The organism is Terribacillus saccharophilus (assembly GCF_046592895.1).
GTDB lineage: Bacteria > Bacillota > Bacilli > Bacillales > Amphibacillaceae > Terribacillus > Terribacillus saccharophilus_D.
Genome location: NZ_JAWVPU010000001.1, coordinates 546,340 through 558,814 on the forward strand (window position 1 = coordinate 546,340; position 12,475 = coordinate 558,814).

The window sequence follows — 12,475 nt, forward strand, 5'->3', positions numbered from 1 at the left end:
AGGCGGCTTTTCCTGATCCATCCTGCCTTCTTACTGTGGCATGGACTTTCTGGCACCGTGATTGACAGGGCCTACATATTCATTTAGCTTGAAACCTCCGCGAATCGCTTCTGTGATGAATGTTTTTGCTTCGTAAATCGCTTCTTTCACACTGCTTCCATTTGCAAGCAAAGCACAGATCGCTGCCGAACTCGTGCATCCAGCTCCGTGCGTGTACGTCGTATCCACGTTTTCACTTTCAAGGATCTCGAAGCTCTCCCCATCATAAAGCACATCGATCGCTTTATCGGATTCCAGCTTGCTGCCGCCTTTTACAAGTACATATTTCGCACCTAGAGCATGGATTTTCCGTGCCGCTTCTTTCATTTCTTCCACAGAATGAATCAAAGGCATTTGGGCCAATTTGGCAGCTTCGAAAAGATTCGGCGTGATGACAGTTGCAAGCGGAACGAGTTTCTCCCGCAAACTGACTGTGTTTTCCGGCTGAAGCTCTTCATCTGCCCCTTTACATACCATTACCGGGTCGATGACTACATTCGGGATGCCGTTTTCTTTGATCATGTTCGCAGCCAACTCGATGATTTCAGGAGAACCGAGCATTCCTGTCTTCACCGCATCGACACCCGCACCAACTACGATCGTATTCAGCTGCTCCTTCACCGTATCCACATCGACCGGGAATACTTTATGATGCCAGTTATTATAAGGATCCATTGCGACGATGGTTGTCACAGCAGACATACCATATACGCCGAATTCCTGCATTGTTTTCAAATCAGCTTGGATACCCGCTCCGCCAGAGGAGTCTGAGCCTGCAATTGTTAATGCTTTTTTCATGTCTGTAAACCCCTTTTGTATATATGCTGTCATTTTTATATCTGGTTGTTATTATACTCCTTTTCCTTCCTGTCTATCAACCAGCCCGCCTCCCCTCTATGATGAATGGTTAATTTTGAAAGGATTCCGCGAATTCAACGTAATTCTTGGTAATCCGTCTCCTTTTACTGGAAAACTATGTAGGTTTTATAATACAATGAATCTAGTTGTTTTTGCCTATTCCCTATGGAGGTGTACCCTGTTGGAAGAGTCTAGATTGGAAGAATCGTATTTAAATAAGAGCTCTGCGCTCCACCGCCGTCATTACGGACAATATTTCACTCCCGATGGAGTCGCAAATATGATGAAAAAGTGGTTACTGCAAAGCTTGGATGGAGGAAAGCTACTTGATCCGGCGGTTGGTCTGGGGAAGCTGATTTCGGATGTACCAGCTTCATTCAAGATTGATGCATATGACGATGATGTTGAAATTCTGGAGGCAAACCAGGACTTTTTCACATCCCATCCCAATCTGAACCTGTATGAGCATGATTTCCTTGCACATGACTGGGAAACAACCTATGATGCCATCATATGCAACCCTCCATACATACCTTTTCGCAACGCAGATGAAAAGGAAATCTATTTGAACTTATTCCGCCAGAATATGGGCATCTCGCTTTCCACTTATACGAATATTTACGCCTTATTCATGCTGAAGGCCTTACGTCAGTTGAAAGAGAATGGTCGTGCCGCCTTCATCGTACCCTCGGATTTCCTTAACGCCAGATACGGTACGAAAATCAAGGAGTACCTTCTGCAAGACGGCAGCCTGAAGATCATAATCAATACCGATATCCAAATGGGCTGGTTCAAAGGAGCTGCCACTACCAGCTCCTTGCTGCTATTCGATAAATCAAGCAGCGATGACACGATCGAATTCATCCGTACACAATCCGTCAAGGAACTGCAGCAAGCATCGGCGTATATTGTATCCGATCGCAAAAAGCCGATTGGCATCATCCGCCATCAGCAGGAGCTTAATCCGGCAGATAAATGGAAATTGCATTTCTACGAAGAAAGTCATCAACAGTTCACGAATGTTCAGCCGCTCCACCGCTTTGCCAAGGTTGAAGCGGGTATAAAAACCGGATCGAATCAGTATTTCTGTTTCAACAACAGCAAGATGCAGCAGTGGCAGATCGGAAAACAGCATTTCCTGCCATGTATTTCAAAAGCTTCCCAATTGCAGCGTCCCTTCTTTACATTCGTCGATTACAAGCAGCTGCTCCAGCAAGACGAACAGATGCTGTTATTGTACGCCACGGATGATGCTGTACAGGAACATGGAATGAAACAGTATCTGGAAGATGGTGAAGCTCACCGGGTGAACCAGCGTCACCTTATCCGTTCACGCAATCCTTGGTATCAGATTCCCGTTTTCGATGCAGCACCGATCTTGGTAAGTGTATTCAATCGCAAGCAAATCCAGATAACGCGCAATAAAACAAACGTACGGCATCTGGATCAATTGATCGGAATTTATCCACATGAAGAGTTCGAACAGGATACGGACCTTTTCATGGCTTATTTCCTTAGCGATATAGCGCAGGAGCTGATGGCAAATCCGCACAAAGAATACGGCAAGGATTTGAAGAAGCTGGAGTCAAACGATGTAAACACATCACTTGTCATCGATATCAAGAATCTCTCCGATGATCAGAAACAGGAGATATTGAGCGTGTACGGCCATATCGAATATTTGACGACACATGAAGGCGATGAACAGGAATTGGCACATCAATACAAACGGTTGAATGATTTGTTCAACAGTTTGATTCTGCCGTTGGAAGAAGGAGAGCTGTAACAATGAATTGCAGCTCTTTTTTTGTTGCTGCTGCGATCTTTCATCATTAAAAGAGACCTCGGGACGCTTTCGATCGAGAAGTCAGTATATAACAGGCACCATCTGTTTCTGATTTCACCGCATAAAAGAATATCCCGACAAAAAAAGACGAGCCTATTCCATCCAGGCTCGTCTTGCTTATCATTCTTCGAAATTGCGGCCGTCATTGCGCGACCAAGGATAGTCTGTTCCGAATGCCACAGCCATCTCTTTGGAGCGTTTCCGTCTTTCCTTGCGGTAAGCAGCACGCTGCGGCGCACCATCATGCAGCCATTTTTCTTCCGGGCTTTCAGGGAATACTTCCGGCACCACGATCGGCTGATTATCTTCACCGAGTGCGACCATCGTGACGAAAGCGGTTGCCGATACTTTTCTGTCCCCTGTGCGTAAATCCTCTGTCACGGCTTTGACAAAGACTTCCATGGAGGTATTGTTCGTCCATGTGACAAATGCCTCCACACAGATCGTATCTCCCTCTTTCACTGGTGCAAGGAAGTCAACACTATCTGTTGAAGCTGTCACAACAAGCTGTCTGGCATGACGATAAGCAGCGATTGCCGCTACGTCATCGATATGCGACATAAGTGTTCCCCCAAACAAAGTACCGTGACTATTTGTATCAGGAGGAAGTACATGGGACGTTTTTACTGTTAAAGATGCGATGCATGGTTTCGATTTCACTTAAGTTCCTTCTTTCCGCCTAGCATTAGGCTACAAGATCGGGGAGATCAAGCGGGATATGGATTCCTTGAAACGAATCCAGTTTGATCTCTGTTTATAAAGATTATGTGAAAGTTCCGATGATAATAGAATATCCTCTTCAAATTTTTCTTTCAATACCCCAGCCGTATTTTGGTCATATAAAAATGCATTCACTTCGAAATTCAAGCGAAAACTCCGTACATCGATGTTCGCTGTCCCGACAGATGCAATCTTGCCATCGACAACGATCGTCTTTGCATGCAGGAAGCCATTTTGATAGATATATATCTTGGCGCCTGCTTTGATCAAGTCCCCTGCATTGGAATACGTTGCCCAGTAGACAAATGGATGATCCGGCTTATTCGGTATCATGATACGCACATCCACCCCTGAAAGAACCGCAACCTTCAAAGCATCAGCCAAGCTTTCATCCGGGATGAAATACGGTGTCTGGATGTAGACATATTTTTTGGCCGAAAGGATCATTTTTATATAGCCGTGTTTGATTTGCTCCCACTCGGCATCCGGGCCGCTGGAGACTATCTGCACCCCGACATTGCCGACAGGTTCTGATACGTAATAGCGCTCTTCGTATTCGATATCATGTCTGGAGGCTTGGTTCCAGTCAAGGATGAAGCGTGTCTGCATCGTCCTGACAGCTTCACCTGTGATACGCAGATGGGTATCGCGCCAATAACCGAATTTCTTATCATAGCCCAAATACTCATCACCGATATTGAAACCGCCAATATATCCGACTTTCCCATCGATGATCGCAAGCTTCCGGTGATTCCGGTGATTGAGCTTCATATTTATCTTCGGAATGAAAGATGGGAAGAAAGCTTCAATCTCCACACCGGCTGCCGCAAGTCTGCGTACATAGCTTTTCTTGATGCGGCGCGAACCCATATCATCATACAGGAACCTGACCTTCACGCCTTCCTGCGCTTTTTTGATAAGAACGTCTGCCAATCTTTCACCCAGCTTGTCACTGCGCACAATATAGTAAAGAAGATGTATATGGTCCGTAGCCTGTGAAAGGTCGTGCAAAAGTGCATGGAATTTCTTTTGTCCATCCGTGAACAGCTCGACCTCATTACTTTGTGTCAAAATCGCATCATCATTACGCAGATGCATATAGGCCAAGTCCTTGTATTCCTTGACAGCTTCCTGCTTATAAACAAGCGTATCGTCCTCGATGGCACGCAATTGTGCTTGCACTTGCTTTTTTACACCGAGTCGCGATTTCGTGTCCCAGGTGAAAATTTTGCTCGAGAGCTTGCGGCCGAAAAGCAAATAAATGACAAATCCTGCGACTGGGATGAAAACCAGCACAAGCAGCCAGGCCCATGTAACACTGGCATCACGCCTTTCCAGGAAGACGATCGCAAGTGCCAGGAGAATATTTATGATAGTCAATAATCCTAATAAATACGCAAATATATGCACAAATGCAGCTCCCTTCATATGTAGCATATTTCCAATTACCCATACTAATATATAGTATTCCATCAGTCATTGACAACTTCTCTACCCTTTAAAGGATGAAATGTATTGAAAAGCCTGATAGCCAGCCGTACACTTAACGTATATAGAGATAGAAAGAGAGGCGAATACCTGCATGCAACCACAAACATCCAAATCTGGTATCATTAATGCCGCAATCGCATACGTGATGTGGGGCGTACTTCCATTATTTTGGAACCTATTAGAGGAAGTCGATGCCGGCCATTTGCTGGCACATCGAATTGTCTGGTCTTTTGTCACCATGATCCTTATCGTTCTTTTGCTAGGGAAAATCGGTCCTTTTATCAAACAAGTGAAAGAACTGTTTCGAAATAAACGGGCATTTTGGGGATTATTCGCAGCATCCATAACAGTCAGCCTCAATTGGCTGGTATTCATCTGGGCTGTAAATTCCGGTCATGTCCTGCAATCGAGCCTGGGCTACTATATCAATCCACTCATCAGCATCCTGCTTGCCATGATCATTTTGAAAGAAAAGAGCACCCGCTTGCAAATCGTGAGTTTCGCACTTGCTGCAGTCGGTGTCATTTATCTGACTATAAGTTATGGTGTGTTTCCGTGGGTGTCTTTCCTGCTGGCAATAACTTTCGCAGTCTATGGATTGTTGAAAAAGGTAGTCATGATTCCGCCGATGTTCGGGCTGACAATCGAGACGATGTTTGTTACGCCACTGGCCGTTTTGTACTTGCTATTCGTGCCTGCTGCAAACACCGCCCCGCTGCCAACGAGTACAGCAATCATATTATTCTTATCCGGGGCCGCAACAGCCGCACCGCTTCTGCTGTTTGCCCATGGAGCCCGCAGGCTTTCCTTGACGACGATCGGTCTGCTTCAATACATCGCTCCAACACTCATGCTGCTTTTGGGTGTCACTTTATTCGGTGAGGCATTCACACATGCACATCTGATTGCTTTTGCATGTATTTGGGGTGCATTGATTCTATATACGATCTCCGGCCTCCGAATGAAACACTTGACGATGAAGCAGTTGAAAAATGCAGAAGCTGCAAAATAAGCCACCTTTATTTACGAAAAGGCGGCAAGAAGAGCAATAATACGAATAATCCACATAAAATAGAAGCAAAGATGTATAATGTTCCTTTTATGATCTCCTCCTGAAACAAGAAGGAAAATGCACTCGTAATGAGCAATAGCAGTGCTGTTACGGCAGCTGGAATGAATAAGGCAAACGGGTCTTTCGTAAAATGACGCAGCACTCCGATACTGATCAGCGCAATTCCTGAAAAAGCTAACAGCAGCAAGGAAAAATCCATACTAGCACCTCCTGCTGTTCAGCTTATTCAGGTATTGCCCAAAGAGTTAAAAAATACCGGCAAATACTGCCGGTAATTTTTTAAAACTGCTTTTCTTCCTCTATTTCGTGGTGTGCATCATATATGACAAGTTTACTCGGGGAGTTTTCCTTAGCCATTCCCTCTGCTTCCAAAACGGCATCATCACGTGTGCTATGGTATTCTGTCGGTGCAACATCTTCAATTTTCACATACCAGCCTGATACATCCTTATTTGGGACTACACTATATTCCTTCATGACACGTCCCTCCTTTTATTTCTTTTATGTAAGACGTGTTCCCAACTGAGCAGCAACCAAAACATGATGCCCCAGCTCTTCCCACTATTCAACTGTCCCTGAATCTAGTAAGATATAATTTTACAATCAGTTAACAATTGTTCTTTCCCGTATTCAGTCGTCTAAAAGATTTACAAGACGGGAATACGTAACTATATTTCTGCTGAACGAGGGTGATGATGCGTGCAAAAGAGAAAAATCTACTACATTATTGCATCGTTCCTGCTAGCCATTGCAATTGGAGCTGTGATCGTTTTTGCCGGGACCAAGCAAAAGACAACGGTCACGAATGCTCCCGCGGAGGTCGTAGTAAATGAGACGGATTCCTCCGATAATGCTGAAGAAAATCCTGCTGTGCCTGAAGAAGAGGAAGAAGATGATTCTTCCGGCATAAGAAATGCTTTCCGGAAATTATTCAAAGATACTATCGGACTTTTCATCAAGGAAGATTTGCATATTACAGCAATTGGTGATTCCCTGACCGAGGGAGTAGGCGATGCGACAGAGAATGGCGGCTATGTCGGCATTCTCCAGCAAACATTCGAAGAAACTGAAGATCATGTGAAAATCGATAACTTCGGCAAGCGCGGCAATCGTACCGATCAGCTGCTGAAAAGAATCGACGACCCCGTCATTTCCTCCTCCATCAAGAATGCGGATGTTGTGCTGATCACAATCGGAGCCAATGACATCATGAAAGTGACGAAAGATCATTTCACCGATTTGGATTATGACGCTTACAGCGCAGAGATGCCTGATTATGAAGAACGCATGAAAGAAATCTTCCAAAAGATCGATAAGCTGAACCCTGACGCTGAAGTTTATTTGATCGGATTTTATAATCCTTTTGAAGAATCTGTCCCGGAACTCGAGGAACAGCTTGGGACCATCATGACCGAATTCAATGGTATCGGGGAAAAAGTCGCTGAAGAGGAAGGTCAGCATTATATCGAAACAGCTGATTTGTTCCATAATCAGACTGGAAGTTTACTAGCTGACGACTATTTCCATCCAAATGAAATCGGGTATGGAAAAATGGCACAACGGGTATTGGATAATATCAAACCCGTCATACAGGAAGATGAAGAATAGGCAGGTGATGTATTATGGAAAACAGAAAAAATGACAATCAACCAGCTAAACAGCGAAATTGGAAAAAATACTTCAAGATATTAGCTATCGCGAACGGAATCATCCTGCTGCTTTTGCTGCTGCTGATTTTCCTTCCGGCTTTCAGCCCGGCACCAGAGCCACCAGAAGAAGCCCAGTTTGACAGCTCGGACTCTTCTGAGTTCACCATCAGCTCGACCAAAGCAAATGTCAATGAGTTGATCAATGCGTATATCGACAAAGAATTGAACGATAACTCCGATAATTATGCGGTCGTGCTTGGGGACGATAGCGTTGAATTGAGCGGAGGCATCACTGCATTCGGAATTCGGATACCCTTGCAAATAACGCTTGATCCGAAAGTACAGGAAAACGGGGACCTTCTGCTTGAACAGCGTGATATTTCACTCGGAAGCCTTTCCTTGCCGAATGATAAGGTGCTGAAATATATTGATAGATATTACAAGCTGCCGGAATGGGTAACAATCAACCCCGATGACGAAAGCATCTATGTCGCTCTCACCCAGATGGAACTAGGAAACAATTTCCACGTGAAAGTGGAGCAATTCGATATCCCGAATGATAACTTGAGCTTCAAACTATATGTTCCGAATGATACGTTCGGATTATAAGAAAACAGGCTTTGCCTTCGCGGCAAAGCCTGTTTTTTAGTTGAGCAGTCCGTTTTCATGCACATAGATGGCTGCTTGCGTGCGGTCTTGCACTTCTAATTTGCTCAATATGTTGCTCACATGCACTTTGACGGTTTTCAAGGCAATGAAGAGCTCGGAAGCGATCTCTTGATTCGATCTGCCTTTGGCAATCAAAAGCAGCACTTCCTGCTCCCTTGCTGTCAGCGTATCATGCAGGATGGGTGCTTGCGGCTTTCGCATGCGCGCCATCACTTTATTCGTCACTTCGGGCTCGAAGACAGCTTTGCCGTTATATGTAGATCGGATTGCTTTAGCGATTTCCGAGGCTTTGGATGTTTTCAGCAGATAACTTGCTGCTCCTGCCTCCAAAGCCGGATACACTTTATCGTCATCCAGAAAACTAGTGACGACGATCACCTTTGCTTCTGGCCAGGCAGCGACAATCTGCCTGGTTGCTTCGATTCCGTCCATCACATCCATCACAAGGTCCATCAGGATGATATCCGGTTTCAGCTCGAGTGCAAGTTTCACTGCCTGTTCTCCATTATCCGCTTCCCCGATCACCTCGATATCTGCCTGCGTCGATAAGTACGCAGACACACCGATGCGCACCATTTCATGATCGTCTACAAAGAGTACTTTGATCATGCTTTTCCTTCCTCCCTGTCAAGCATCGGAACGCGTACTTCCAAACGTGTACCTTGCTTCGGTACACTTACCACCCGCAGATGGGCGCCGATTTCCGCTGCCCTTTCCTTCATATTTTGTAAGCCATAAGCCCCTGGCTGTCCTGTGCCGATTTCAAAACCGATACCATCATCCGCAACGAGCAGAATGATGAAGCTGTCGCGCTGGAGCAGTTTGATCGACAGGCTTTCCGCTTTTGCATGACGCAGTGTGTTGGATACGGACTCCTGTAAAATCCGGAACAGTTGATCTTCGATGCCTTTCTCAACCGGAAAAGCATCTAGTTCCCATGAAATCGAAAGCGGTACCTTGGCACGCAGGTCTGCAAGAAGCATCTCCATCCCTTCCTGCAATGTCTTCCCTTTCAACGCCGCTGGTCTGAGATGCAGCAGCAATGCCCGCATCTCGAGCTGTGATTGCTGGACCATTGCTTCAAGCTGCTTCAGTGCGGTATACAATGGTGTTTCCTCTTCTTCGGATTCCGTCAGGGCGGAGATCAGCATCGACGCTGCAAACAGTTCCTGGCTGACAGAGTCATGTAATTCCCTTGCCAGTCGATTCCGCTCTTCCGATACGATACGCTGCACTTCTTCCTCACGGTCAATGACCCGCTCGTTCGTCAGTTTTTGTGCAAGCTTTGCTTGTTCGTTCATATAAGACTGAAGACGTTCAAGCTCCTCCCATGTTTGCTGCAGCTCGGATAAGCTGAAACTGCGTTTTTTCAAAGGCTGCTGCCCTTCCCGGATACTCTCCATCTCTTGTGCAGCCTGATGCCAGCGCTTGCGCCAATATAATCCAGAGAGCAAGCCGAGGATCGCCCCGGAAAATAAGACGAACAGCGGCGCAGCAATCAGGAATGGTATATTGCTTTCATGCATGGTCCAAATATCCTTCCAATCATCCAGCGGGAAATCGAGGATATACAAAACAGTCAATCCTGCCAGCAGCAGCAAGCTGTACAACATACCAAAACCGACATGGCGTTTTACGATGTTGCTCATACGCGCACCACCTCAAGCTTCCCAACTGCCAGACTGGTGACGATTTTGATGCGCTGGGAGGATTGCTGATAGTTCTTTGCACGCATGTGAATCACTTTATTCCAGCAGTTCTGCTCCTTATGATCAAAAATCGTGATCGAGCCGTATATGACGGAATGATGCACATCCACCTCGATATCGTATGGCACGATGATACGGACATTACCCAATACTTTTCGGACCATCAAGACAGCTTCTTCTTTCGGCAGCACTGTATAATTCAAATCGATGACTGTATCCCCGATAAGTGATTGAATATTAGTATCCTGCCACTCGTAAACGCCGTTTCCAGCTGACTGCGTGCCGAACCAGCTGTTTTGGAATAGAGATTTGCGCTCGAATACTTGCTCATCGGATGCATCCTGGTCGAAGGAGGGCTGATAGGTTTGCGGTTTATCCGGAGCATCATGGATTTTGGAAAAATAATAAATGATACCTGCTGTCAAAACAAGATAAAATGCAAATGATTGCAGTAAGCTCATTATAATGATCGCTATGCCGACCCAAAAAAGAATCGTCGCTTTGCGGCCGGATAACTGCCGCTTTCCGAGATAAATGAATAGTATCCCAAGTCCGATACTAATCAGCACGCCTGTCCCCGAAAGCAATAATTCAGCCAGGAAAACCACTGCTGCCGCGATGAGCAGCCAGCGTATCATATCGTTCGGCTTCACTTCGAGGCACCCCTTTCTTGCGGCAAGTGTAAACAAGGAAGCACACAGCCGTCTGTGTCCTTCCTAGATTACCATGATGTGCTTATTTTAACTAGATTTCCTTTCCAATTCCGCAAGCTTTGCATCAAGTGTCATCTTACGATAATCTGTGTCCACTTTACGTTCAAGCCGATCGATATACCCTTCCAAATCATTGAACTTATTCGAAGCGAATTCAAATTCCGGCTTATGCTTCAAAATCTCATTCATGCTGCGATGTGCTTTAGCAACATTTTCCCTCTCTGCGAATTCCATTTTCTTCACATAAAGATCTTTTAATTTATGCTTCATCTGCACATACTTTTTCTCCAGCTCCTGCAAATCAGAACCTGCCTTTTCCATCATCGCCTTGATCTTATCGGCGCGTTCCTGATATTGCTCGCGTTCCACATGTGCTTGTTCAGCAAGTTCCGCTTCCCCCTGTTCGGCAGCAAGCTTCGCCTGGCGCTCACGCTTATCCGCCATCGCCTGCGTTGCGTGATATTCCTTCGTGAAATCATGTTTCAGCTGATACTGCTTTTCAATCAATTCACGAATTTTCTTCGCTTGCTGCTCACATTGACGGATATACTGACTCAGCTGCACGGTAGGGTTCTTTTCTTCCTTCTTATCCAAAATCTCATGAAAATCCGCTGCAACCGCCTGTTTGATTCGAGTAAAAATGTTTTCCATCTGTACCTCTCCTTTTTTGTTTAAAATATATTCCCGACAAGGGCCAATACTGGGATCATCAGTGCCAATATCGGAACAAACGCCCAAATCCATGTATGCTCCTGACTTGGCTTAGACCGATCCTTCAATTCTTCTACTTCCAGCTCCAGCACACGTATTCGCTGCTCCAGGTAGTCGTCCACCATGCTCCTCCTTCATCAAATTGTATAGTCGAATTTCTCCGCTTTCTTTTCCTTCTTCCATGCTTTGTACATATAATACAAAGCAGCAAGGGCAGCCAAACCAATCAAAGCCGGCAAATTGGAAAGCGAGATACAAACACCAATCCCAATAACCGCGCCCCATCCAATCTTGGCACCGACATTATCTGTCATGATGAATCTCCTCAGCCCGTAATAACCGACCGCCACACTGATTGCCAGAACAAGCAGCGACCCAAGATTAGACAGCAGCACCGCCACAGCAATAACTGCACCAATAATCAACAAAACCTTCTTCATCACGCCTCACTCCTTTCATACTCCTAGTCTACCTCCAATCCCCCTCCCCCATAACGACCCCCAGCCATAAGTTGAATAAGACTTTGGTCTTACGAAAGGCGGAAGAAACCGGTTAGAAACGGAGAAGGAAGCGAGAAAGCCCGGAGTGGGCGCCCTAACCCACGCAGGGATTTATCGCTTCCGGCGCAGTTTCTGGTTTCTGGAGCTGGATCAAAAACGAAAGGCGGAAAAAGCCGATTAGGAACGGAGCGGTAAGTGAGAAAGCCCGGAGGATGGCGCACTTTCCTTCCGCAGGGATTTATCGCTTACAGCGCAGTTCCTGGCTTATGGAGCTGGATCAAAAACGAAAAGCGGAAGAAACCGGTTAGAAACGGAGGAATAAGTGAGAGGCCGTAAAGGGGGAATTTCCCTTGGAGGGCTATCGCTTAGGCCGCAGTTTCTGGTTTCTGGAGCTGGATCAAAAACGAAAAGCGAAATAAAACGCTTAAAAACGGAGAAGGAAGCAAGAAAGCCCGGAGTGGGCGCCTTAACCCACGCATGCATCTACCACTTCCAACA

Annotated in this window: 15 protein-coding genes; 4 read left to right on the forward strand and 11 right to left on the reverse strand. The window is 45.8% G+C overall.

Annotation, left to right across the window (positions count from 1 at the left end; translation table 11 throughout):
• Positions 1 to 30 precede the first annotated feature (30 nt).
• Positions 31 to 837 carry a pyridoxine/pyridoxal/pyridoxamine kinase gene (gene pdxK / locus SFC66_RS02640; protein WP_411217152.1) on the reverse strand — a complete coding sequence of 269 codons (807 nt, stop codon included), beginning with the start codon at positions 835 to 837 and terminating at the stop codon, positions 31 to 33.
• 340 nt (positions 838 to 1,177) lie between these two features.
• Here pdxK and SFC66_RS02645 point away from each other — a divergent pair, with 340 nt between their 5' ends.
• On the forward strand, positions 1,178 to 2,683 hold the full coding sequence (locus SFC66_RS02645; protein WP_411217153.1) for an Eco57I restriction-modification methylase domain-containing protein: 1,506 nt from the start codon (positions 1,178 to 1,180) through the stop codon (positions 2,681 to 2,683).
• Between the two features lie 180 nt (positions 2,684 to 2,863).
• Here SFC66_RS02645 and SFC66_RS02650 read toward each other — a convergent pair whose 3' ends face one another.
• Positions 2,864 to 3,403, reverse strand: coding sequence for an acyl-CoA thioesterase (locus tag SFC66_RS02650; RefSeq protein WP_411217154.1), 540 nt, complete (start codon positions 3,401 to 3,403; stop codon positions 2,864 to 2,866).
• A gap of 30 nt (positions 3,404 to 3,433) precedes the next feature.
• On the reverse strand, positions 3,434 to 4,873 hold the full coding sequence (cls, locus tag SFC66_RS02655) for a cardiolipin synthase (protein WP_411217155.1): 1,440 nt from the start codon (positions 4,871 to 4,873) through the stop codon (positions 3,434 to 3,436).
• Positions 4,874 to 5,045: 172 nt separating this feature from the next.
• Here cls and rarD point away from each other — a divergent pair, with 172 nt between their 5' ends.
• A complete protein-coding gene (gene rarD / locus SFC66_RS02660; protein ID WP_411217156.1) occupies positions 5,046 to 5,966 on the forward strand; it encodes an EamA family transporter RarD in 921 nt (306 codons plus the stop codon).
• Between the two features lie 7 nt (positions 5,967 to 5,973).
• Here rarD and SFC66_RS02665 read toward each other — a convergent pair whose 3' ends face one another.
• Together SFC66_RS02665 and SFC66_RS02670 are read right to left on the reverse strand one after the other, a co-directional pair.
• Positions 5,974 to 6,225: a hypothetical protein gene (locus SFC66_RS02665; protein WP_411217157.1), complete on the reverse strand. Its 252-nt coding sequence runs from the start codon at positions 6,223 to 6,225 to the stop codon at positions 5,974 to 5,976.
• Positions 6,226 to 6,305: 80 nt separating this feature from the next.
• On the reverse strand, positions 6,306 to 6,503 hold the full coding sequence (locus SFC66_RS02670) for a DUF2188 domain-containing protein (RefSeq protein WP_411217158.1): 198 nt from the start codon (positions 6,501 to 6,503) through the stop codon (positions 6,306 to 6,308).
• A 222-nt stretch (positions 6,504 to 6,725) separates the two neighbouring features.
• Between SFC66_RS02670 and SFC66_RS02675 the strand changes: the two genes are divergently transcribed.
• Positions 6,726 to 7,634: a DUF459 domain-containing protein gene (locus SFC66_RS02675; protein WP_411217159.1), complete on the forward strand. Its 909-nt coding sequence runs from the start codon at positions 6,726 to 6,728 to the stop codon at positions 7,632 to 7,634.
• Positions 7,635 to 7,648: 14 nt separating this feature from the next.
• A complete protein-coding gene (locus SFC66_RS02680) occupies positions 7,649 to 8,284 on the forward strand; it encodes a YpmS family protein (protein ID WP_411217160.1) in 636 nt (211 codons plus the stop codon).
• A 36-nt stretch (positions 8,285 to 8,320) separates the two neighbouring features.
• Here the strand turns inward: SFC66_RS02680 and SFC66_RS02685 are convergent, their stop codons facing one another.
• The 6 genes from SFC66_RS02685 to SFC66_RS02710 form a co-directional block, all read right to left on the reverse strand.
• Entirely contained in the window at positions 8,321 to 8,953 is a 633-nt protein-coding gene (locus SFC66_RS02685; RefSeq protein WP_411217161.1) for a response regulator, read from the reverse strand.
• Positions 8,950 to 9,993 (reverse strand): sensor histidine kinase, encoded by a 1,044-nt coding sequence (locus SFC66_RS02690; RefSeq protein WP_411217162.1) that lies wholly within the window; start codon positions 9,991 to 9,993, stop codon positions 8,950 to 8,952. Before SFC66_RS02690 ends, SFC66_RS02685 begins: the two co-directional genes overlap by 4 nt.
• Complete coding sequence (gene liaF / locus SFC66_RS02695) at positions 9,990 to 10,706, reverse strand: cell wall-active antibiotics response protein LiaF (RefSeq protein WP_411217163.1); 717 nt, start codon at positions 10,704 to 10,706, stop codon at positions 9,990 to 9,992. The genes SFC66_RS02690 and liaF overlap by 4 nt, the downstream gene beginning before the upstream one ends.
• An 87-nt stretch (positions 10,707 to 10,793) precedes the next feature.
• On the reverse strand, positions 10,794 to 11,417 hold the full coding sequence (locus SFC66_RS02700) for a PspA/IM30 family protein (protein ID WP_411217164.1): 624 nt from the start codon (positions 11,415 to 11,417) through the stop codon (positions 10,794 to 10,796).
• A 20-nt stretch (positions 11,418 to 11,437) separates the two neighbouring features.
• Entirely contained in the window at positions 11,438 to 11,602 is a 165-nt protein-coding gene (locus tag SFC66_RS02705; protein WP_411217165.1) for a hypothetical protein, read from the reverse strand.
• Positions 11,603 to 11,614: 12 nt separating this feature from the next.
• The gene (locus SFC66_RS02710) at positions 11,615 to 11,917 is read right to left on the reverse strand and encodes a lmo0954 family membrane protein (protein WP_411217166.1); all 303 of its coding nucleotides are present in this window, start codon (positions 11,915 to 11,917) and stop codon (positions 11,615 to 11,617) included.
• Between the last annotated feature and the right edge of the window lie 558 nt (positions 11,918 to 12,475).

Bases quoted from the DNA above. Each gene is read 5' to 3' on its own strand.
- SFC66_RS02680 (WP_411217160.1), top strand. From the start codon at position 7,649: ATGGAAAACAGAAAAAATGACAATCAACCAGCTAAACAGCGAAATTGG.
- pdxK (WP_411217152.1), bottom strand. From the start codon at position 837: ATGAAAAAAGCATTAACAATTGCAGGCTCAGACTCCTCTGGCGGAGCG.
- SFC66_RS02710 (WP_411217166.1), bottom strand. From the start codon at position 11,917: ATGAAGAAGGTTTTGTTGATTATTGGTGCAGTTATTGCTGTGGCGGTG.
- SFC66_RS02645 (WP_411217153.1), top strand. From the start codon at position 1,178: ATGATGAAAAAGTGGTTACTGCAAAGCTTGGATGGAGGAAAGCTACTT.
- rarD (WP_411217156.1), top strand. From the start codon at position 5,046: ATGCAACCACAAACATCCAAATCTGGTATCATTAATGCCGCAATCGCA.
- SFC66_RS02690 (WP_411217162.1), bottom strand. From the start codon at position 9,993: ATGAGCAACATCGTAAAACGCCATGTCGGTTTTGGTATGTTGTACAGC.
- SFC66_RS02670 (WP_411217158.1), bottom strand. From the start codon at position 6,503: ATGAAGGAATATAGTGTAGTCCCAAATAAGGATGTATCAGGCTGGTAT.
- SFC66_RS02685 (WP_411217161.1), bottom strand. From the start codon at position 8,953: ATGATCAAAGTACTCTTTGTAGACGATCATGAAATGGTGCGCATCGGT.
- SFC66_RS02665 (WP_411217157.1), bottom strand. From the start codon at position 6,225: ATGGATTTTTCCTTGCTGCTGTTAGCTTTTTCAGGAATTGCGCTGATC.
- SFC66_RS02705 (WP_411217165.1), bottom strand. From the start codon at position 11,602: ATGGTGGACGACTACCTGGAGCAGCGAATACGTGTGCTGGAGCTGGAA.
- SFC66_RS02700 (WP_411217164.1), bottom strand. From the start codon at position 11,417: ATGGAAAACATTTTTACTCGAATCAAACAGGCGGTTGCAGCGGATTTT.